Source organism: Nocardia sp. CA-151230 (assembly GCF_050942175.1).
Lineage (GTDB): Bacteria > Actinomycetota > Actinomycetes > Mycobacteriales > Mycobacteriaceae > Nocardia.
Map to the genome: position 1 here is coordinate 7,961,732 of NZ_CP192061.1, position 19,779 is coordinate 7,981,510.

At 69.7% G+C, this 19,779-nt stretch carries 15 protein-coding genes; 7 read left to right on the forward strand and 8 right to left on the reverse strand.

Annotation, left to right across the window (positions count from 1 at the left end; translation table 11 throughout):
• The first annotated feature begins 94 nt into the window (after positions 1 to 94).
• Positions 95 to 1,558, forward strand: a complete 1,464-nt coding sequence (locus ACQP1O_RS37440; protein ID WP_433563039.1) for a flavin-containing monooxygenase — start codon at positions 95 to 97, stop codon at positions 1,556 to 1,558.
• A gap of 4 nt (positions 1,559 to 1,562) precedes the next feature.
• Positions 1,563 to 2,480: an alpha/beta hydrolase gene (locus tag ACQP1O_RS37445; protein WP_433563040.1), complete on the forward strand. Its 918-nt coding sequence runs from the start codon at positions 1,563 to 1,565 to the stop codon at positions 2,478 to 2,480.
• A gap of 30 nt (positions 2,481 to 2,510) precedes the next feature.
• On the opposite strand, the gene ACQP1O_RS37450 is transcribed toward ACQP1O_RS37445, so the two are convergent.
• The 7 genes from ACQP1O_RS37450 to ACQP1O_RS37480 form a co-directional block, all read right to left on the reverse strand.
• Entirely contained in the window at positions 2,511 to 2,798 is a 288-nt protein-coding gene (locus tag ACQP1O_RS37450) for a chorismate mutase (protein WP_433563041.1), read from the reverse strand.
• A 57-nt stretch (positions 2,799 to 2,855) separates the two neighbouring features.
• A complete protein-coding gene (locus ACQP1O_RS37455) occupies positions 2,856 to 3,425 on the reverse strand; it encodes a TetR/AcrR family transcriptional regulator (RefSeq protein WP_433563042.1) in 570 nt (189 codons plus the stop codon).
• Between the two features lie 132 nt (positions 3,426 to 3,557).
• The gene (locus ACQP1O_RS37460; RefSeq protein WP_433563043.1) at positions 3,558 to 4,793 is read right to left on the reverse strand and encodes a cytochrome P450; all 1,236 of its coding nucleotides are present in this window, start codon (positions 4,791 to 4,793) and stop codon (positions 3,558 to 3,560) included.
• Between the two features lie 77 nt (positions 4,794 to 4,870).
• Entirely contained in the window at positions 4,871 to 7,558 is a 2,688-nt protein-coding gene (locus ACQP1O_RS37465) for an alkaline phosphatase family protein (RefSeq protein ID WP_433563044.1), read from the reverse strand.
• Positions 7,559 to 7,706: 148 nt separating this feature from the next.
• Positions 7,707 to 8,834 (reverse strand): BTAD domain-containing putative transcriptional regulator, encoded by a 1,128-nt coding sequence (locus ACQP1O_RS37470; RefSeq protein WP_433563045.1) that lies wholly within the window; start codon positions 8,832 to 8,834, stop codon positions 7,707 to 7,709.
• 191 nt (positions 8,835 to 9,025) lie between these two features.
• Positions 9,026 to 11,170 carry a glycosyltransferase family 39 protein gene (locus tag ACQP1O_RS37475; RefSeq protein WP_433563046.1) on the reverse strand — a complete coding sequence of 715 codons (2,145 nt, stop codon included), beginning with the start codon at positions 11,168 to 11,170 and terminating at the stop codon, positions 9,026 to 9,028.
• A 258-nt stretch (positions 11,171 to 11,428) separates the two neighbouring features.
• Positions 11,429 to 12,316 carry a hypothetical protein gene (locus ACQP1O_RS37480; protein ID WP_433563047.1) on the reverse strand — a complete coding sequence of 296 codons (888 nt, stop codon included), beginning with the start codon at positions 12,314 to 12,316 and terminating at the stop codon, positions 11,429 to 11,431.
• 172 nt (positions 12,317 to 12,488) lie between these two features.
• On the opposite strand from ACQP1O_RS37480, the gene ACQP1O_RS37485 reads away from it, so the two are divergent.
• The 3 genes from ACQP1O_RS37485 to ACQP1O_RS37495 all read left to right on the forward strand — a co-directional run bounded on the left by ACQP1O_RS37485 (position 12,489) and on the right by ACQP1O_RS37495 (position 16,863).
• The gene (locus tag ACQP1O_RS37485; protein ID WP_433563048.1) at positions 12,489 to 13,586 is read left to right on the forward strand and encodes an LLM class flavin-dependent oxidoreductase; all 1,098 of its coding nucleotides are present in this window, start codon (positions 12,489 to 12,491) and stop codon (positions 13,584 to 13,586) included.
• Positions 13,583 to 14,944, forward strand: a complete 1,362-nt coding sequence (locus ACQP1O_RS37490) for an NtaA/DmoA family FMN-dependent monooxygenase (RefSeq protein WP_433563049.1) — start codon at positions 13,583 to 13,585, stop codon at positions 14,942 to 14,944. Before ACQP1O_RS37485 ends, ACQP1O_RS37490 begins: the two co-directional genes overlap by 4 nt.
• A gap of 86 nt (positions 14,945 to 15,030) precedes the next feature.
• On the forward strand, positions 15,031 to 16,863 hold the full coding sequence (locus ACQP1O_RS37495; protein WP_433563050.1) for an APC family permease: 1,833 nt from the start codon (positions 15,031 to 15,033) through the stop codon (positions 16,861 to 16,863).
• A 130-nt stretch (positions 16,864 to 16,993) separates the two neighbouring features.
• On the opposite strand, the gene ACQP1O_RS37500 is transcribed toward ACQP1O_RS37495, so the two are convergent.
• Positions 16,994 to 18,046: an alpha/beta fold hydrolase gene (locus ACQP1O_RS37500; RefSeq protein WP_433563051.1), complete on the reverse strand. Its 1,053-nt coding sequence runs from the start codon at positions 18,044 to 18,046 to the stop codon at positions 16,994 to 16,996.
• Positions 18,047 to 18,141: 95 nt separating this feature from the next.
• Here ACQP1O_RS37500 and ACQP1O_RS37505 point away from each other — a divergent pair, with 95 nt between their 5' ends.
• Together ACQP1O_RS37505 and ACQP1O_RS37510 are read left to right on the forward strand one after the other, a co-directional pair.
• On the forward strand, positions 18,142 to 18,747 hold the full coding sequence (locus tag ACQP1O_RS37505) for a TetR/AcrR family transcriptional regulator (RefSeq protein ID WP_433563052.1): 606 nt from the start codon (positions 18,142 to 18,144) through the stop codon (positions 18,745 to 18,747).
• Positions 18,744 to 19,643 (forward strand): SDR family oxidoreductase, encoded by a 900-nt coding sequence (locus tag ACQP1O_RS37510; protein ID WP_433563053.1) that lies wholly within the window; start codon positions 18,744 to 18,746, stop codon positions 19,641 to 19,643. Before ACQP1O_RS37505 ends, ACQP1O_RS37510 begins: the two co-directional genes overlap by 4 nt.
• Positions 19,644 to 19,779 lie beyond the last annotated feature (136 nt).

Here is a 19,779-nt window from a genome sequence, read left to right on the forward strand (position 1 = left end):
TGACTTTACACTGTGTCTAGCGAATGACGGAATGTCTACTGATTTACCCGAAAGTCTTCCCACCATGTCGGACAGCTGTCTAGGCTCGCGTCCCATGAACACACCGCGGATAGCCATCGTGGGCGCCGGAATCTCCGGGATCTGCATGGCCGTGGCTCTGCAGCGGGCCGGTTTCACCGACTTCACCCTCTACGAGAAGGCCGACGAGTACGGCGGCACGTGGCGCGACAACAGCTATCCGGGCCTGGTGTGCGATGTGCCCTCGCGGTACTACCAATTCCGGTTCGCCATGAATCCCGAATGGTCACACCTGTATTCGGCCGGGCCGGAGATCAAGGACTACCTGGTCGGGGTGGCGCGCGAACACGGGCTGCACCGGCGCACCCGCTTCGGGACCGAAGTGACGGGCGCGGTGTTCGACGGCGACGGCTGGCAGCTCACCACCTCCGACGGCGTGACCCAGCGCGTCGACTTCGTGCTGTGCGCAACGGGCTTCCTGCACCACCCGAGCCGCCCGGACATCCCCGGCCTGGACGAATTCGGCGGCCCGGTCATGCATTCCGCGCGCTGGCGGCACGATGTCGAGCTGACCGGCAAGCGGGTGGGGGTGATCGGCACCGGCTCCACCGGCACCCAGCTGGTGAGCGCGCTCGCGGGCACGGTGCCGGAAGTCGTGCTGTTCCAGCGCACTCCACAGTGGATCCTGCCGACGGTGAACCGGTCGTACACGCGGGTGTCGAAGCGGCTCTACTCGCTGATCCCCGCGCTGGGCGCACTCCCCTACTGGTTCAACCGCGCGGCCTTCGCCGTGTTCTCGCAGGGCCTGGTGCATCCCGGCCGGGTGCGCCGGTTCATCCAGTGGGTGGTGGAGCAAAACCTACGGTCGGTCAAGGATCCTGAACTGCGGCGCAAGCTGACGCCCGACTATCAGGCCATGTGCAAACGGCTGGTGGTGTCCGACCGCTTCTACCAGGCTGTGCAGCGCCCCGATGTCACGCTGGTGACCGAGGGCATCGACCACATCGAGAAGCGCGGCGTGGTGACCACCGACGGCCGCCTGCACGAGCTCGACATCCTGGTCCTGGCGACAGGATTCGACTCGCACGCCTTCATGCGCCCGATGGCGATCACCGGGCTGGACGGCCGCACCCTGGATCAGGCGTGGGAGCAGGGCCCGCGCGCCTTCGAAGGCGTCATGATGCCGGACTTCCCGAATCTGTTCATGCTCGTCGGCCCGCACAGTCCCTTCGCCAATCATCCGCTGACAGCGGTCGCCGAGGCGCAGTCCGCCCGCATCGTCGGCTGGCTGCGGCGTTGGCAGGCAGGTGAATTCGCGACCGTCGCCCCCACCCGCGCCGCCACCGACCGCTACAACGCGCGGATGCGTGCCGCCGCCCCGAGCACGGTGTGGACCACCGGCTGCACCAGCTGGTACCTCGGCAAGGACGGGCTGCCCGAGCTGTGGCCCTGGACCCCGGGTCGCTACGAGAAGCTGATCCGCAGCGCACCGGATCCGGTCGACTACGACCTGAATCAGCGCGTCGAGAGCCGGAAGTGACATCGTGGAAACAGCGTTCTGGCGCTTGCTCTCCCGCCTGGTGGGCCGCTGGTGGTTCGGCCCCGCCCCCGACTGGTCCCGGGTCCGCGCCCGGGTCGGCGCGGGCACCACTTTCGCCCGGGCGCCCCGCGGTATCGCCGTCGAGACCAGTCGACTCGGCGGCATACCGGTCGAAACCCTCACTCCCCGTTCGGCGCCCGCCGATGCCGCGGTGCTGTACCTGCACGGCAGCGGCTATGTGATCGGCATGCCGCGCATGGTCCGCACCCTCACCGGCGCGCTGGCGGCGGCCATGGGGACGACCGTGCACGCCCTGGATTACCGACTGGCCCCCGAGCACCCGTACCCGGCCGCCGTCGACGACACCGTCGCCGCCTATCGAGCCCTGCTCGCAGCGGGCATCCCCGCCGAACGTATTGCGGTGGTCGGTGATTCGGCCGGCGGCGGCCTGGCATTGGACCTGGCCCTGCGGCTGCGCGAGAAGCACTGGCCGCAACCCGCGATCCTCGGGCTCATCTGCCCGGTGCTGGACCTGACCGCGAATTCCTCGGCCTTCCAGTGCGATCCGAGCCGGGAGCCGCTGCTGAACCCGCCGCTCATGGCGCAGTTCATGGACGCCTACCTGCCGGGTGTCCCCGAGGACGAACGCCGCGCCCGATCCCCGCTCTACCGCGACATCACCGGCCTGCCGCCCATCGTCATGCATTCGGCGGGCGACGACCTGCTGGCCGGGGACGCCCGCCGCTTTGCCGCCCTTGCGGCGAAATCGGCTGCGCCCCTGCGGCACCGCGAGTACCGCGATCTCTGGCACGTCTTCCACGCCATGCCCATGCGTGTGGCACGGGAAGCCGTGACCGACCTCGCCTCCGCGCTGTCCGACCGCCTCTACGGCCACCATGTCGGCCACCGGGCAAGCCGCTGATCGATCCGACACCCGCCCGGTCCGGCACGTTCAGCGCCGGGCGGCGTGCTCGTCCAGCTCGAGGCCGATGAAGGCTCCGATCATGGCCCGCCACACCGCTTCCGCGACGGCGGGCGCCAGCCCGGCCGCGTCGGCACGCTCGCGGGCGAGGGTCACGACCCGCTCCACGCGATCGGGTGCGCGCACCGCTTGCTCGTCGGATTTGAAGGTGGCGGCCGCACGCACCAACTCCTGTCGCTCGGCCAGCAGCCGGATCAGGTCACCGTCGAGAACGTCGATGCGCGTGCGGACTTCGGCCAGCGAACGTGGAGCGGACATGAGCAGGCAGCCTATCGAACGCCGGGTGCCCGGGCCGTTCGGCCGACACCCCGCGGATCACACGAAAGCCCGGCTGACGACCGGCACCACGAACTCCTCCAGCATGGCGCGCTCCTCCGCGTCGTCGCGGCCGGGGGCGGCGAGGAAGGAGACGATGATGCGGGTCAGCCAGCGGGCCAGGCGGCTGCGTTCGGGATCGGTGAGGGCGGTGGGCGTGAACAGGCCCGCCGCAATGGATTCGATGACGTCGGAGTCCTGACTGATGCGCCCGGCCGCGCCGGATTCACCGGGGCGGAACCAGGCGATGAGCATGGGGTCGGCCCGGACCGCGTGGATCGCGCGGAGCATGGCGGTGACCACCTTCTCGCCCGGATCCTCGATCGTGGCGACCTGCTCGAACACGCCCCCGGCAATGCGACGGGTGGCGCGGTGCACGAAGGCCAGGCGGACGGCCTGCCGGTTCTCGAAGTACCGGTAGAGGGTCGCGCGGGAGCATCCGGCCGCCTTGGCGATATCGCCCATGCCGACCGCGGTGACGCCACGCTCGGCGAACAGGCGCGCGGCGGCATCGAGGATGCGCTCGGCGGCCAGGTCGGCGCGGTCGTCGGCCAGCCAGTCTCGGCTCATGGATGTCCCTTCGGTGCTCGCGGTTCCGGCGGCGGGGCAGCCGCCACCGGCCCCACTCGTCCACACTCTGCCCGCGTGGTGCGCGGGCGGTGCGACCGGGCCGACCTTGCGCGGTGGCCGGCCCGGGGTCGGTCAGGCCGTCGCCCGGAACGGGACCGAGATCGGCCAGCGCACGTAGTTGCCGTGCGCCCACTGCACGGTATCGAGATCGACGGTGAAGTCGGGGCAGCGGGCCAGCAGTTCCTCCAGGGCGACGCGTGCCACCATGCGGGCGGCGGCCGCGCCCAGGCAGTGGTGGTGGCCGTGGCTGAAGGTCATGATGCGCTTGGGGTTGCGGCGCACGTCGAGTTCGGCGGCGGTGGGCCCGAATTCGCGTTCGTCGCGGTTGGCCGACCCGTAGAGCAGCAGCACGCGGCGGCCCGCGGGGATGGTGACGCCGTGCAACTCCACATCGCGGGTGGCAGTCCGAGCCAGGCCCTGGACCGGGGAGGTCATGCGAAGGAATTCCTCGACGGCGTCGGGAATGAGCGCCGGCTTCTCCACCAGCAGGCGGCGCTGCTCGGGGAAGGCGGTGAGCAGTTGCACCGCGCCGCCGAGGTTTCCGGTGGTGGTGTCATTGCCGCCGGTGATCATGGTGAAGGCGAAGCCGAGCATGGCCAGCAGGCCCTCGTTGTCACCGTCCGCGCCGAGCCCGGAGGCCAGCAGGTGCGAGATGGTGTCGTCGCCGGGTTCCTTACGCCGCCGTTCGATGAGCTCGCTGAAGTAGCCGACCATTTCACCGACCGCGGTGAAGGCGTTCTGGTCGCCCGCGGCCAGCCCCGCACCCTCGACCGCACCACCGACGATGTTCTCGGTCCACGCGTCGAACTTGCCCCGATCCTGTTCCGGCACACCGAGATAGTGCGCCACCACCATGGTGGGCAGGGGCTTGAACAGGTCCTTGACGATATCGCCGGAGCCCGCCGCCCGCAGCCAGGCGATGCGCTCGACGACGAAGGCGCGCACCTCGGGTTCGACCGAATTGACCTGCCGGGGTGTGAATCCCGGTGATACCCGGCGGCGGAAGTCGGTGTGGTCGGGCGGGTCCATGAAGACGAACGGCTTGGCGGCGCCGAAGCCGGCGGCCAGCAGGTCGACGTAGTCGACGGTCAGGCCCGAGGCCGAGGAGAAGGTCTCGGGGTCGCGCGCGGCCGCGTACACGTCCGCGTGCCGGGACAGGACGTAGAAGTCGTCGGATTCGCGGCCCTCCGGGACGGCCCGGTGGACCGGATCGTGGTCGCGCAGCTGGGAATACATGGGATACGGGTCGCGCCAGGTTTCGCCGGAGCGCAGTTCGAATCGCACCGCATGAGACGCCGTTGAACTCATGAACCGACGGTAAGACAAAACTCACTATATGTCTAGAACCTATGGCATAACTGTCCCGATGTACCAGCCAGTCGGGATCAGAGCACCCGGAAGCGCACGGGATGGGCCAGCGCCCGGCCCGCATCATCCAGGTGATGCAGCAGGTAGGAGCCCGTCGGCAGCGGACCGGACCGCAGGGCCGCATCGGCCGGGACCGCGGCCGCGCCGACCTGCCGCAAGCCCGCTACCGGAGCGACCCCGGCATCGGCCGCGCCCGGCTGTGCGGTGACCGGCAGGACCACCTGATCCCGCGTCACCCCGTTCCCCAGCGCGAGGGTGCGCAGCGCAGGCGTGGCGGGCACCGCGGCGGCCAGGCCACCGGGATCGGCGTAGACCACGAGCCGGTGCCCGGCCACCGCGCCCGCGAGGCCGTAGCTGACGACCAGGTCCCGACCGGGCTCGTAGAGGGACCGGTCCAGCAGCAACCGGTCGAAGGGCGCGGCGTCGTCCGCGGTCCTGCCCGCCGCCCCGGTTTCCACGAATCCGCGTGCCCGGCACCAGAATCCGGCATCAGCGGCGGCGGTCACCGAAAAGTCGTACCAGCCCGCGCCCTCGGAGGCGGCGTCACAGGCCAGGTCGCGCCGTTCGGTCCCACCCGCTGCGATATCGATGATCCAGGGCCTGTCGTGACGGTAGGCATTGGAGACCACCGCGACCGAAACCGGTTGCTTCCCACCATTTTCGAATACCCAGGAGAGCTTGCGTCTGCCGGAGGTGGCCGCGGTGGCGGTGACCCGCAGCGTGCCGCACGGACCGGCGAGGTCGCCGGCGAAGCGGCGCTGGAAGCCGTCGGGGCCGTATACCGAATAGTCGTAGCGACCGTTCGCCGTCGGAAAGTCTTGTGCGACAGCGCCGCCGCCGGGGATGTCGAAGCGGGCCGGCGTGAAGTCCGTGGCGAAGGCGTTCGGATGCACCCGGCAGTGCACGGTGCCGCTGCCGCCGTTGTCGATGGTGAGGGTGATCCCACCCTGTCCGTTGGGCGCGCACCGGGCCTGCATCCGGTACGGCAGCGGTACCCGCACCTTGCTGCCGCTCTGCTGCTTCGGCAGGCGCTGCACGAACGGAAGCGGTTGCGAGACACCGGACATCGTCTGCTCGGCGCGCGGGGCGGCGGTGGGCAGGATGAGGGTGCGGCGCGCGCCGAAGTCGAACAGCGAGGACAGGTCGCCGCACACCTCCCGCCGCCACGGGCTGATATTCGGTTCGGCGACACCGGTGACCCGCTCCAAGAACCTCAGCACCGAGGTGTGGTCGAACAATTCGGAGCAGACGGCCTGTTTGCTCCACGGCGACACGATGATCGCGGGTGTCCGCGCGCCCAGGCCGACATTGTGGCGGCCGAAGTATTCACCGGCCGCGCCCTCCGGCGGCGCCGGCGGCGGGACATGGTCGAAATACCCGTCGTTCTCGTCGTAGTTGAGGATGAATACCGTCTTGTTCCAGACGTCCGGGTGTTCGGCGAGTGCCTCCAGCACCCCGCGCACCATGGCCTGCCCATTGCGCGGGCCCATGACCGGATGCTCGCAGTCGACATAGGGCGCGACGATCCAGGACACCGTGGGCAGCCGTCCGGTCGCCACGTCGGTGCGGAAGGATTCCACCAGCGTGCCGGTGCGTGCCCGCAGCAACCCCTGCTCCACCAGCGCCCGCTGCCCCGCCGACAGCTCGTCCAGGCCCCGCTTCAGGTCGGCGGCGTAGGCGGGTTCGAGGCTCGGATCCCGTTGCAGGTCCGTGTAATAGCGGAAGAAGTTCTCGAAGGCGACCCCGCGGCCGCCGTTGGTGTACTTCAACGCGGCCCGTGCGGCCTCACGAAAGGGCAGGAAGAAGTCGAGCGCGTTGTCGGTGTAGTTGTCCCACTCCTGGTAGACGCGCCAGCCGATGCCGCGCTCCTGGAGTCGTTCGGCGTAGGTGGTCCAGGGCAGGCCGAAGATGATGTCGTTGACGTAGCGCCCGGCGTCGGGGCCGAGCAGCGTGTCGTAGAGGAACAGATTGCCGGTCCGCGGCGCCACCAGCCCGGCCAGCGATTCGGCGACCGAGTGCGGGAGGGCGCTGGTCAGTCCGTGCACCATCCCCAGCACGGCGTCCACGATCCCGGCGACCGGCAGGCTGCGCATCCAGCGCAGTTTCAGATCGTCGGCGAACAGCGAGACCTGCAAGGACTCCGCGAAATTGTCCAGAGCCAGCGGATTTTCCACGGTGCCGGTGAACAGGTACATGCGATTGGGGTCGGTGGGCCCGTTCATCGAGCAGTGGTAGCCGTCGCACAGGGTGAACGCCTCGGCGAGCTGGTAGTAGAAGCCCAGGCTGTCGCGGTCGTAGCCGACCATGGTGCCCTCGCCCTTGGCGGGGATCCAGCCGTCGTGCCGGCCGAAGGCGAAAGCGTCATGGCCGGTGCGGGTTCCGTGATCGGTGCCGTCGATGTTCTCCAGCGTGGTGGGGTACGGCAGCACCACCCGGCCGCCGTCGGGCTGGTGGAAAACCGAGCGTCCGGTGGACAGCTGTAGCGCGTTGAGATCGGCGTAGCCGCGCACTCCGGCCATGGAGCCGTAGTAGTGGTCGAAGGAGCGGTTCTCCTGCATGAGGATGACCACGTGTTCGATCCGGTCCCAGCCGCCGGGCGGGGCCGGTTCGGCCCAGGCCTGCACCAGGCTCGGCGGGAGCATCGACATGGCTCCGGCCGCACCACCCAGCTGCGCGGCGTGCTTCAGAAAACGCCTCCGATCCATGGCAACCCCTGTGAGCATAGGAACGGCTACCGTCGAGGATCGCCGACCGAGCTTGGGGGTTCGTGGCGGTGAGGGGGATCAGTAATGAAGGGTCAGTTAATCATTGGCTCCGGATGTCGCGGATCTGTCACGTGGCATTCACTGCTGTTCAGCCGGCGTTGTTCTCGTCGCGAACCAGCAGGAAGACCAGTTCGGTATCGCCGATGCGCAACACCGCTCCATCGGACAATAATCCGCTGTCGGCAACCCGCGCGCCATCGACAAAGACCCCGTTGGAGGAGTGCAGGTCCTTGATCACCCAGGTGTGCCCGTTGTCGATGAGCAGCGCGTGGTGGCGGCTGACCCGCCCGTCGGCGAGCGCGACGTCATTGTCGGACAGACGGCCGATGCGGGTCGTCGAGCCGGTCACCGGGAAGACGTTCCCGGAGCGATCGCGCAGCAGCGCCTGCGGCTCGTGCCAGCTGCGATCCACGATGGTGGTGGCGCGGGTGGCCGAGGCCGCCGGCACACCGAGCGGATCCTGGCGCAGAATGCGCGATTCCAGTTCCCGGATGCGGTGGCCCGGATCGATGCCGAGTTCCTCGGCGAGGATGCCGCGCAGCCGGCGGGCCGCCTCGAGCGCGTCGGACTGCCTGCCGGTCAGGTACAGCGCGGTGATCAGCTGCTCCCACAGCGATTCCCGCAGGGGATGATCGCGCACCAGCAGGGCCAGCTCGGAGACCACGCCCTCGGCGCGGCCCTGGGCGATATCGGCCTCGGCACGGGCCTCGATGACGCCGATGCGCTCGTCGTCGAGGGCGACGGCGTAGGCGTCGGCGAAACCGAGTCCGCGCAGATCGGACAGGACGGGTCCGCGCCACTGGGCGAGCGCGTCGGAGAGGGCGGCGGAGGCGGCGGCGAACCGTCCGGCGGCGAGGGCGCGCAGGCCGTCCCCGCGACGGGCCCGGAAGCGGAAGACATCGCAGGCGGGGTCCGCGAGCACGATGCGATAGCCGGTGCCCATGTGCTGCAGCATGTTCCGGGCGTCGATGCCGCCGTCGCGCAGCGGCTTGCGCAGATTGGAGATGATGGCGTGCAGGCTGACGCGTACGTCGGGCGGCGGATTGTCCTCCCAGACCGCGCCGGCGAGAGCCTCGACGGATACCGGGCGGTTGGCATTGATCGCGAGGTAGGCGAGCACGGCGCGCTGCTTGGGTCCGCCCAGCTGCTGGGCCACCCCGTCGATGGTCAGCTGCACCGGACCGAGCACCCCCACCTGTGCGCGCACGTCGCTCATCGCCGACCTCCCGCCCGGCCCCGGCTGCCGCCCGTCACTGTCGCTATCCACGGCCGTCCAGCCCCTCGCATCCGCCGAATCCTCTCACCGAAATGGTCGGTCCCCGGCCCGAATTCGTTCCACCCGGGCGCGGATACGTCGAGCATGCACCGGTGGCCACACCGGTGCATGCTCGTGGATGCGTTCGCCGGTCAGGGGTTGAGGTTGTAGACCTCCACGCTGCCGATCATGGTGACCGGGTAGTTCGCCTTCACCCAGGCGGTGATCTGGGCGGAGGTGGACTGATCCGACTCCGAATTGCCCGGGCCGGACTGTGGCGCGTCACCGCCCCGGCCCGGCTGGGGGTCGGCACCGCTCGGCTGGGTGTCGCGGCCCCCGCCGGAGTGGTTGCGGCCGGACTGGGGGTTGCTCGGCTGACCGGCGTTCGGCTGGCCACCCTGAGAGTTGTTGTCCTGTCCGGATTCCTGGCGCTGACGCACCAGCAGGTAGCCGATCTGATGGTCGGCGACGTACTGCTGGAACTGGGCCAGCGTCGGTGAATCGTCGCGGCCGCTGAAGCCACCGACCGCGAGCAGCGCTTTGCCCGTGCTCAATTCGAGCGAGCTGACGTCCTGAGCGCCGATAGCGGCTGCGGCCCAACGAGTGTCACTGCCCTCGATGAGATCGGTGATCTGCGGGTCGGCCACGCCGCCGCGCTGGCCGGGACCGCCACCGTGTTCGCTGCGGGGCGGACCCGCGGTCGGGCTGCCGCCATTGTGTACCTGGGCGACGGTCTCGAGGGTGTAGGCGGTGGGACCGAGCAGACCGGCGAGCAGTGCGAAGACCCCGATGGCGAGCGCGAAGCGCGGCAATTTGGGGGCGATCAGCAGCGCGGCCGCGGCGACCACCGACAGCGCCACCAGCGTCCAGCGCAGCCACGGCAGCCATTCCGGGGTGCGGTGCAGCAGCACGAACGACCACCCGCCGGTGGCGAGCGAGATGACGGCGAGGGTGCCGCGGGCCGCGAGATGCGAACGGCGCTGCCACAATTGGGTGGCGCCGATGCCGATCAGCGCGGCCATCGCCGGCACCAGCTCCATGGCATAGTACGAGTGGAAGCTGCGGCTCATGTAGCTGAGCACGGCCGCGGTGACCAGCAGCCAGCCACCCCACAGCAGCAGTCCGGCGCGCACGCGATCGGTGCGCGGCAGCCGGCGGGTCAGCCACAGTCCGGCGATCAGGGCGATCAGCGCGGCGGGCAGCAGCCATGAGAACTCGGTGGCGAGTTCACCGCTGAACAGGCGGGTGAGGCCGGGCTGCGAACCGAAACCGCCGAAGCCGCCGTGCATCTGGGACGGGTCGGCATGCTGGGCCGGGTCCGGCGTGGGCATCGGAGGCGGGGTGGGCCGGTGGGCGCCGCCGTTCTTGTTGCCCAGCACCCGGCCGAGGCCGTTGTAGTCGACGGCCAGTTCCCAGAGGCTGTTGCTGGTGGAACCGCCGATGTAGGGCCGGGATCCGGCGGGCCACAGCTCGACCAGCGCCACATACCAGCCCGCGGACAGCACCAGGGCCACGCCCGCGGACGCCAATTGCGTGATGCGCGTGCGCCATCCGCCCGCGCCGGCCACCAGCACCACCAGCGCGAGGCCGGGCAGCACCAGGAAGGCCTGCATCATCTTGGCGAGGAAGCCGAAGCCCATGAGCACACCCGCGCCGACCAGCCAGCCGGTGCTGCCGGACCAGAAGCGTTCGCCGCGGGCGTCGATGGCCCGCACGGTGCAGTACGCACCGGCCACCAGCAGCAGGAGCATGAGGGCGTCGGGGTTGTTGAAGCGGAACATCATGGCCGCCACCGGGGTCACCGCGAGCGCCGCGCCGGCGATGAGGCCGGCGGCCGGTCCGGCCCAGCGCCGCACCGCGGCGATGAGCAGCACCACCGCGGCCACGCCCATGAGGGCCTGCGGCGCGAACATGGACCAGGAATTGAAGCCGAAGATGCGGCCGGACAAGCCCATCACCCACATGGCGGCGGGCGGCTTGTCGACGGTGATGGAGTTCTGCGGGTCCAGCGACGCGAACAGCAGGGCCTTCCAGCTCCGGGTGCCGGACTGCACGGCGGCGGCGTAGTAGCCGTTGCCCCAGCCCGCGCCGCCGAGGCCCCACAGGTAGACCACGGCCGTGGCGATCAGCAGTGCCAGGGTGGCCGGTCGCTCCCAGCGCGGCTGCCCGGGCGGGGCGAGCAGCGTCGCCCACCGCGACGCGCGCCTACCCTCCGACAGGGCTGTGCCTTCCCCGGTGGAGGCGTCGCCGCCTCCGGAGGAGGCCGCATCGCCCGCGACGCTGGTGATGGTCGACATGCCACCCGCCTTCCTGTGTTCCCAGATTCCGATTGACCTCGCGGAGCCTAGGCGGCGGGTTTTGAACCGAGCTTCAGGTCGGCTGGGAGTTCCCTGTGAGAGGCCACGAGGGCCCTTTTACCTGGGCAGACAGCAGGAAGGGCATCCATTCGGATGCCCTTCCGCGTGTCGTCCGGCGCTGCGGACCGCGTTGTTCGGTTGTCGTGCTCCGGGGACATCGGCAGTCGCACATGGCTTCTCCGATACGGGCGGGTGGGGTCAGACGGTGGGCAGGGTGAAGGCGGCGGTGCGGACCTTGTCGGCGTGCTTGAAGTCGAGGAACAGCCGGTAGGTGCCACGGCCGGGAACGGCGGTGTGGAAGGTGATGTCGGGGCCGGGCGCGGTGACACCGTCGCCGGGCTCGCCGTTCGGGTGCACGTGGACGTAGGCCAGATCGCCGGCACGCAGGATCACCAGATGACCGTAGGCCGCCAGGTAGGGCTGCAGATCGGTGACGGGTGCGCCGTCCGTGCGCACGGTGAGGGTGAGCAGGCGGCCCTCGCCGGGAACCAGATCGCCGTCCAGGGTGACCTCGTAGCCGTCGACGGTGATGGTGCGCCGCGGTTCCGGCACGGTGCCGGGCCGGTAGTCGCCCGCGATGGCGAAATCGGCTCCCAGTGTGATGGTCTTGCCGAGGGCGCGCGGCGCGATATCGGTGAAGGCGCGGTAGGCGCCCGCCTCGGGCAGGTTCAGCCGGACGGTCCAGACGCCGTCGGCCTGCCGCTCCGGGTGCACGTGCCAGAAGCCGGTCAGCTCGCGCTGCACGACGATCAGGTGCAGTTCCTTGTCGTGAATGGCGTCGAAGTCGTTGACGGGCAGGCCGTCCGGGCCCAGGATGCGGAACCGGAACTCGATTTCGCCTGCGGCTACGACCTTTTCGGCGAGTTCGAGGGTGTAGCCGTCCTGGGTGATCTGGAGTCCGCCCGGCAGGCCGCCGTCGTGGCCGCCGTGGGCGTGGCCACCGTGAGCGGCGTGCGCCTCGTGGGCCGCATGATCGGCATGGTGGGCGTGAGCAGTGTGGTCGACCGGGGCCGCGTGGTGAGCATGCGCGGCGTGATCGCCGTGAGCCGCGTGGTCGTGATGTCCGGTGTGCGCGTGGGTGGTCATTTCTCTTCCCTCTCAACTGCTTCGGTGCCTTACGAAAGATCAAATTAATACCCCCCAGGGGTATATGCAAGATGCCGCGTTGTGAACTGACTCACCGCCGAATCGGCGCGGGTTCGGATCACCGTGACGGCAACCGTGGCCGGACGGGCACGGTTCGACAATCGTCCAACCCATGGCGAGCGAGAGCGAGTACCGAACGGGCCTGTTCGCGTTGGGAATCGAACTCGACGGGGAGGGTCACCACCCCGCCGCGTGGCATCGAGCCGGACACGAACCAGACCGTCTATTGCATCCACAGACCGTGCGCACCCGGGTCCAGGCGGCTGAGAACGCGGGCTTCACGTTCGCGACCTTCGACGATGCCCTGAATCCCGGCCCCGGTCCGGGCGGGCGGCTCGATGCCACCATCCGCGCGGCCTTCGTCGCGGCCACCACCAGCACCCTCGGCCTGGTCCCGGTGTCGGCGGCGACCTACGCGGAGCCGTTCCACCTGTCGTCGCAGCTGGCCTCGCTGGACTATGCCGCGCGCGGCCGGGCCGGCTGGCTGGCCGTCGACGAGCCGGGCGCGGCCCGGGCCTGGGGAGCCATCGCACGCGAGACCCCGGCCGAGATCCGGCGCGAGCGCGTCGATGCCATCGAAGTCGCACGGCGACTGTGGGATTCGTGGGAGGACGACGCGGTCGTCCGCGACTATGCGGCCGGGAGGTTCCTGGACCGCGACAAGCTGCACTACATCGATTTCATCGGCGAGACCTTCTCGGTGAAGGGCCCGGCCATCGTGCCCCGCCCGCCGCAGGGGCAGGTCGTCGTATTCGGTTACGGCGCAGCGGGGACCGAGGGTATCGACGTGGCACTGGTGAGCGGAACCACGCTGCCCGAGATTCACGGGGCGATCGACAACGCACGAGCGGAAGGGGTTTCGCGCGTACTCGTGGATATCGAAGTCACCCTGGATACGCCGACCGTGTCCGCTGCGGAACGCCGCACGGACCTGGACCGCCACGGCGACCTCGAATCCACTGGGCGACTGTCCTTTTCGGGCTCGCACGCCGAGCTGACCGCCCGGCTCACCGAACTGGCCCCGATCGCCGACGGCGTCCGCCTGCACCCGGCCGTCATCGACGAGGACCTTCCCATCCTCGCCCGCTATGTCCTCCCCGCCCTGCTGCGCGCGGGTCTCGCCCATCGCCCGGTCCCCGGTTCGACGCTGCGCGCGAATCTGGGCCTGGCCCGCCCGGCCAACCGCTACGTCAAGGAGCTCGCCCGATGACCGAGGTCCCCTTCCCCGACGCCCAGGTGCATTTCGGGGTCTTCTTCCAGGGCGTCAATCACCACACCATCTGGGCGGATCCGAGCAGCGGATCGCAGATCGACTTCGAGACCTTCCGCCGGGTCGCCACCACCGCCGAGCGCGGCCTGTTCGATGCCTTCTTCCTGGGTGAGGGCCTGCGCCTGCGCGAACAGGACGGGCAGCTGCTGGACACCGATATCGCCGGACGGCCCGACGCCATCACGCAATTGGCGGCGCTGGCGGGAATCACCACGCGAATCGGCCTGGTGGCCACGCAGAATGCCACCTACAACGAGCCCGCCGATCTGGCGCGCCGGCTGGCGAGCCTGGATGTGCTGTCGGGCGGGCGCGCGGGGTGGAACGTGGTGACCACCGACAATGCCTGGACCGGCGAGAATTTCCGGCGCGGCGGATTTTTGGATCACACCCAGCGCTACGAGCGCGCCGCCGAATTCCTGAGCCTGGCACGGGAGATCTGGGATTCGTGGTCCGGCAATGCCATTGCCTCGACCCGCCACGAGGAGGGCCGGTCGCACCCCGGTGCGGTGCGCGTGGTCGAGCGCGACAGCGCGCAATTCAAGGTCGCGATCACCCCGACGGTGCCGCGGAGTCCGCAAGGTCATCCGGTGATCTTCCAGGCCGGTGTCTCCCCCGCCGGTCGCGATTTCGCGGCCGCGCAGGCGGAGGTCATCTTCTCCCCCTTCGGCACCGATTTCGATCCGGCCCTGGAATTCGCCAACGATATTCGTGCCCGGCTCGTCGCGGCGGGGCGGCCCGCCGACGATATCCGGATTCTGCCCGGCACCCAGATCGTGCTGGCCGAGACCGCCGCCGAGGTCGAGGAGAAGCGGCGCTGGGTGCTGGAGCAGCAGATCACCGGCGCTACGGCGCTCTCACTGGCGGGGCAGGTGTGGGGACAGGATCTGTCGCACCTGGATCCGGACGGCCCGCTGCCCGCGGAAGATCCTGCGCCGTCGGTGATTTCGTCCACCCGAGGCGCGCAGCGGGACGGGCAGGACCGCGGGGCGATAGTGGCGCAGTGGCGGGCGCTGGCCGAGTCGAAGGGGCTGACGCTGCGGCAGGTGGCCGTCGAGACCACGGCCCGTTTCGGTTTCGCGGGCACGCCGGGGCAGGTCGCCGATGAGCTGACCCGCTGGGTGCGGTACGGCGCGAGCCACGGCTTCAATATCACCCCGTGGCGGGTTCCGGCCGGTCTGGACGAGATCGTGGACCTGCTGATTCCGGAACTCCAGGAACGCGGTTCGTATCGGACCGCCTACACAGGCGTCACCCTGCGCGAACACCTGGGCCTGCGCCCGCCCCTCACCCGGCGCTGACGCCTACTCACGGCTCCGCGCAAAAGTACGCCGGAAAGCGGTGTCATACCGCGAGGTCCGGGCGGCGGCCGCGTTCAATGAGGGCCGTGGTCGAGACACTCGAGACTCCGAAGAAGCATCCGCTGGTCGTCGACCGGCGGATGCGCCGCGATCAGCGCGGGGACGCCTATCGGCTGACCGCGCTGGGCGGGCTGGCCGCGCTGTCGCTGGACGCCCTGTCGAGCGTGGCGTACGGCCCGGAAGCCATTGTGCTGGCGCTGATTCCGGCCGGGATCGGGGCGGTGTCGTGGACGCTGCCGGTGTCGCTGGCCATCACGGCGCTGCTGCTCGTGCTGGTGCTGTCGTATCGGCAGGTCATCGCGGTGCACCCGGATGGCGGCGGGGCGTACGCGGTGGCCAAGAAGGATCTCGGGCGCGGGGCCGCGCTGCTGGCGGCGGCCAGCCTGGTCGTCGACTACGTGCTGACCGTGGCGGTCAGCCTGGCGGCAGGAGCGGCCAGCCTGGCCAGCGCCTTCCCCGCCCTGGCCGATCATCTGCTGCTGGTGACGCTGCTCGGGCTCGTGGTGCTGACGGTGCTGAACCTGATCGGCATCGCGGAATCGGCCAAGGTGCTGATGGGGCCGACCATCGTGTTCGTGCTGGCCATCTTCGCGGTCATCGCCGGCGGCTTCCTGCACCACGATCCGGTCGCGGTCATCGGCACCGACCTGGGTCCGGTGGAACCGGTCGAGGCGGTGGGAATCGTGTTGCTGCTCAAGGCGTTCTCGGCCGGCTGCTCGGCGCTGACCGGTGTCGAGGCCATCGCCAACGCGGTGCCCGCCTTCCGCACGCCGGCGGTGAAACGCGCCCAGCACACCGAGATGGCGCTGGGCGCGCTGCTGGGGATCATGCTGATCGGGCTGTCGATGCTCATCCGGCAGTACCACATGGTGCCGCGCGGGGACGTGACGATTCTGGCGCAGCTCTCTGCGGCCGCGTTCGGCACCGGCTGGATGTTCTATCTGACCAATATCGCGGTGACCGTGGTGCTGGTGCTGGCCGCCAACACCAGTTTCGGCGGACTGCCGGTGCTGCTGTCGCTGCTGGCCAAGGACCACCGGGTGGCGCACGCCTTCGCCATGCGGTCGGAGCGGCCGGTGTTCCGGTACGGCGTGGGCGCGCTGGCGATCCTGGCCGCGATCGTGCTGCTCATCGTGAAGGCGGACACGCATCGGCTGCTGCCGGTGTTCGCGATCGGCGTGTTCATCGGATTCACCATCAGCCAGATCGGTCTGGTCCGGCACTGGCGGGAGGTGCGCGGGCCGGGCTGGCTGCCGCGCGCTCTGCTCAATGGTTTCGGCGCGGTGCTCACCGCTGTGGCCGGTGTGGTGCTGCTGCTGGAGAAGTTCCGTGAGGGTGCGTGGCTGCTGTTGATCATCATCCCCGCCCTGGTGCTGCTGTTCGCGCGCACCGAGAACTACTACGCGCAGGTCGCGAAGGTGCTGGGGCTGGGCCGGATTCCGCCCGTGCCGGCGCCCGGCACGAAGACCAGCCTCATCGTGGTGCCGGTGGTGACCGTCAGCGCGCTCACCGAGCAGGCCCTCACCACCGCGCTGCGACTGGACGGCGAGGTGGTGGCCGTGGCCGTGGCCATCGAACCGGCCTCGGCGAAACGTCTCGGGGCGCAATGGAAGGAGTGGGAACCGGGCGTGCCGCTCATGGTGCTGCCCGCTCCGAACCGCAGCCTGGTGGCCACGCTGGTCGGATACGTACGCAAGCAGACGGCCAAGGGCCACCAGGTGACGGTGCTGCTCACGCAGGTCGAGACACGCCGCTGGTGGCATCGGCTGCTGCACAATCCGCGCGGGCCGGTGCTCACCGCCGCGCTGCGCGCCCGCACCGATGCCGTGGTGGCGACCCTGGCCGTGCGGGTGGATTGAAACAGCCGTGCGGGCGGATCGATTCGCTGCCCGCGCCCCTCGCGGAGAGAGGCGAATCGCCCGTGGCCGGCGGCCGACCGCGGAGACGACTCGGTGGCGCGGCGGCGCTACGGGGAGGCGATCCGCCCCATCACCGAGCGGCGGTCGAGACCAGCCAATCGACCATGATCCGGGTCGCCTCCGGCAGTTTGGTGATCGCGCAGTGCCCGGTATCCGGGAGCAGGTGCACCTCGGTGTCGCGGCGGCCCTCGAAGACCAGGGTGTCGGCGGCCGGGATGTGCACGTCGTCTGCGCCGTTGAGCACGAGCATAGGCACGTTCCGGTCCTGGTCCAGCCACTGCCGCAGCGTGAACGCGGACATGCGCTGCGCGAGTTCGGCATCGGTGGGCTCGGCATCGAATCCCAGTGCGCTGCCGACGATTCCGCGCATGCCGTACGCCCACGTGCGGTCCGGGTCGAAAGCGCGCTCGATCGGGCCGCCCAGCACGATGGCGGCGTCCACCTCGGCGGCCAGGCCGGAGCGGGCGGATAACCAGCCGCCCATGGAGATGCCCAGATGCGCGACCCGGCCATTGCCGAGAGTGCGGGCGCGGTCGATGATCGCGCGGACCACGCCGTAGCCGTTGTCGGCGGACATGGGCACGGGTGTCTCGCCGGTACCCGGAATATCGAAGGCCAGCACACGCATTCCGGTGCGCAGGGCCATGTCGGCGAACAGCGAGTGCAGGTCGATCTTCCAGGAGTCGACGCCGCCGGAGGCCAGCAGAACGGGGTCGGCGGCCGACCAGCCGGGCGGGGTCAGCAGGTGCACCGGGACGTCGATCCGCATGCCGCTGAAGGGAGCCTCGACGGTCAGCCGGGTGAACTCGAGCCCGAAATCCGGTGCGGCGAGCAGGTATTGATCAACCTGATCGGACAGCGCGGCGCACTTGGACTGGTCGGCCAGGGTGGGGAACTTGGCCCAGCCGTAGGCCAGCGCCGCGAGCCGGTGCCGTCCGGTGGCCGCGTATCCCCCGGCCAGGGTGGACCATTCGTGCACCCAGCCGCCCGGGCCGTCGAGCCACATGTCCGTGATGGCCGCCCGCGTGGTGTCGACGTCGGCCTGCGGCAGGCCGGTACCCACCATCTGCGGGTATCGCTCGACGAAAAGGTCCTGCGGGTCGATCTGCCAGTGGAACGCCATTCGATCCTCCTGCCACTAACGCAAAGATGATTGCGTTTAGGAACGGTAGACGTCGACGGGACCTAACGCAAGACTCCTTGCGTTAATATTGCCGAGTGACCGATTCGGAAGTTCGCCGCCGGACGGGCGGCCGCTCCGCGCGTGTCCGGCAGGCCGTGCTGGACGCGACCTTGGAAGTGCTGGCCGACAATGGATTCGACCAGCTGAGCATCGGCGCGGTCGCCACCCGGGCGGGCGTGCACGAGAGCTCGATCTACCGGCGCTGGAAGACCCGCGAGCGACTGATCTTCGACGCGATGCTGGAGCACAGCGCAGAGAACCTGCCCGTGCCGGACACCGGATCACTGCGCACGGACCTGATCGCGTTCAACCGATCCATGGTGGCGATCGTCGATTCGCCGCTCGGCACGATGCTCGGGCGAGCCATGGCGAGTGCGAGCGACAACCCGGAACTCGCGGAATCCCGCGCGGAATTCTGGCGGATTCGCCTCGACGGCGCACGCGTGATGCTCGATCGCGCCATCGAACGAGGTGAGCTGGAGACGGCTCCGGACCCCTGGCTGGTGCTCGAAATACTGACGGCGCCAATTCATTTCCGCAAACTGCTGACCCGGGAGCCACTGTCCGACGACTACGCCGAGCGGGTCGTCGACCTCGTGCTGAACGGGCTGCTTTCGGCAGACGAAAGGACATCGGAATGATCGCGGTGATGGGAGCATCCGGGGAGACCGGCGGCGCTGCGCTGCAAGGGCTTCGAGAACTCGGGGTGCCGTGCCGAGCCTTGAGCCGGGACCCCGGGCGATTGCGAGATCGGCTCGGCGAGGTGTGCGGCGTGGAGTTCGCGGCCGCCGATGCTGCCGACGCGGAATCGCTGCGCGCGGGGTTCGACGGAGCGTCGCAGCTGTTCCTCACCATGGTGAACGGCCCGCGGCAGGTCGAGTTCGAGACGCGTGCCATCGACCTGGCGGTGAGCAGCGGTGTGCAACACATCGTGAAGCTGTCCGCGCCCGCCGCCGAACCGGACTCCCCCGTCGCGATCTCGCGCTGGCACTGGGCCATCGAGGAGCATCTGCGCGGGTCCGGTGTCGCGCATACGATTCTGCGGCCGTACGCCTTCATGCAGAAGCTTCGGACGCTGGCTCCCGGGTTGGCGGAAGGCGTCATCGTCGGAGCGATGGGCGACACGGCCTGCAACTGGGTCGACTGCCGTGACATCGGGGATGTCGCGGCCGCGGTGCTGACGCGGCCCGAACTCCGGGGGCAGGTACACACGCTCACGGGCGCGGAGGTCTTCGGCTACCCGGAGATCGCGGCGCGGCTGTCGCGCTTGCTCGGCCGCCCGATCCGCTATGTCGATGTACCGCCGGAGGCACTGCGCGACAACCTGATTCGGCAGGCGCATCTGCCCGATTGGCTGGCGGCCCACGTGACCGAGATCCAGCTCCTGGCCCGGACCCGCCCCGAGCGGCCTACCGGCGTGGTGGCCCGGATACTGGGGCGTGCGCCGCGCACCCTGGATGACTTCCTCGCCGAAAACCTCACGCACTTCCGCCGAGCCGGCGGTCCGCCCCCGGGCCTTGACCTCAACGTGGGTTGAGGTACCAGGATGCCTGCATGGGCTGCTGGTAGCCCGGCCCCGCGGCCCCGCCGAGTCCCCGTACACCCCTCGGCGGGGCCGCGGATGTGTTCCGCCGCCGGTCTCGGACCTGGCCGGAATTCCCGTGGCCCGGATC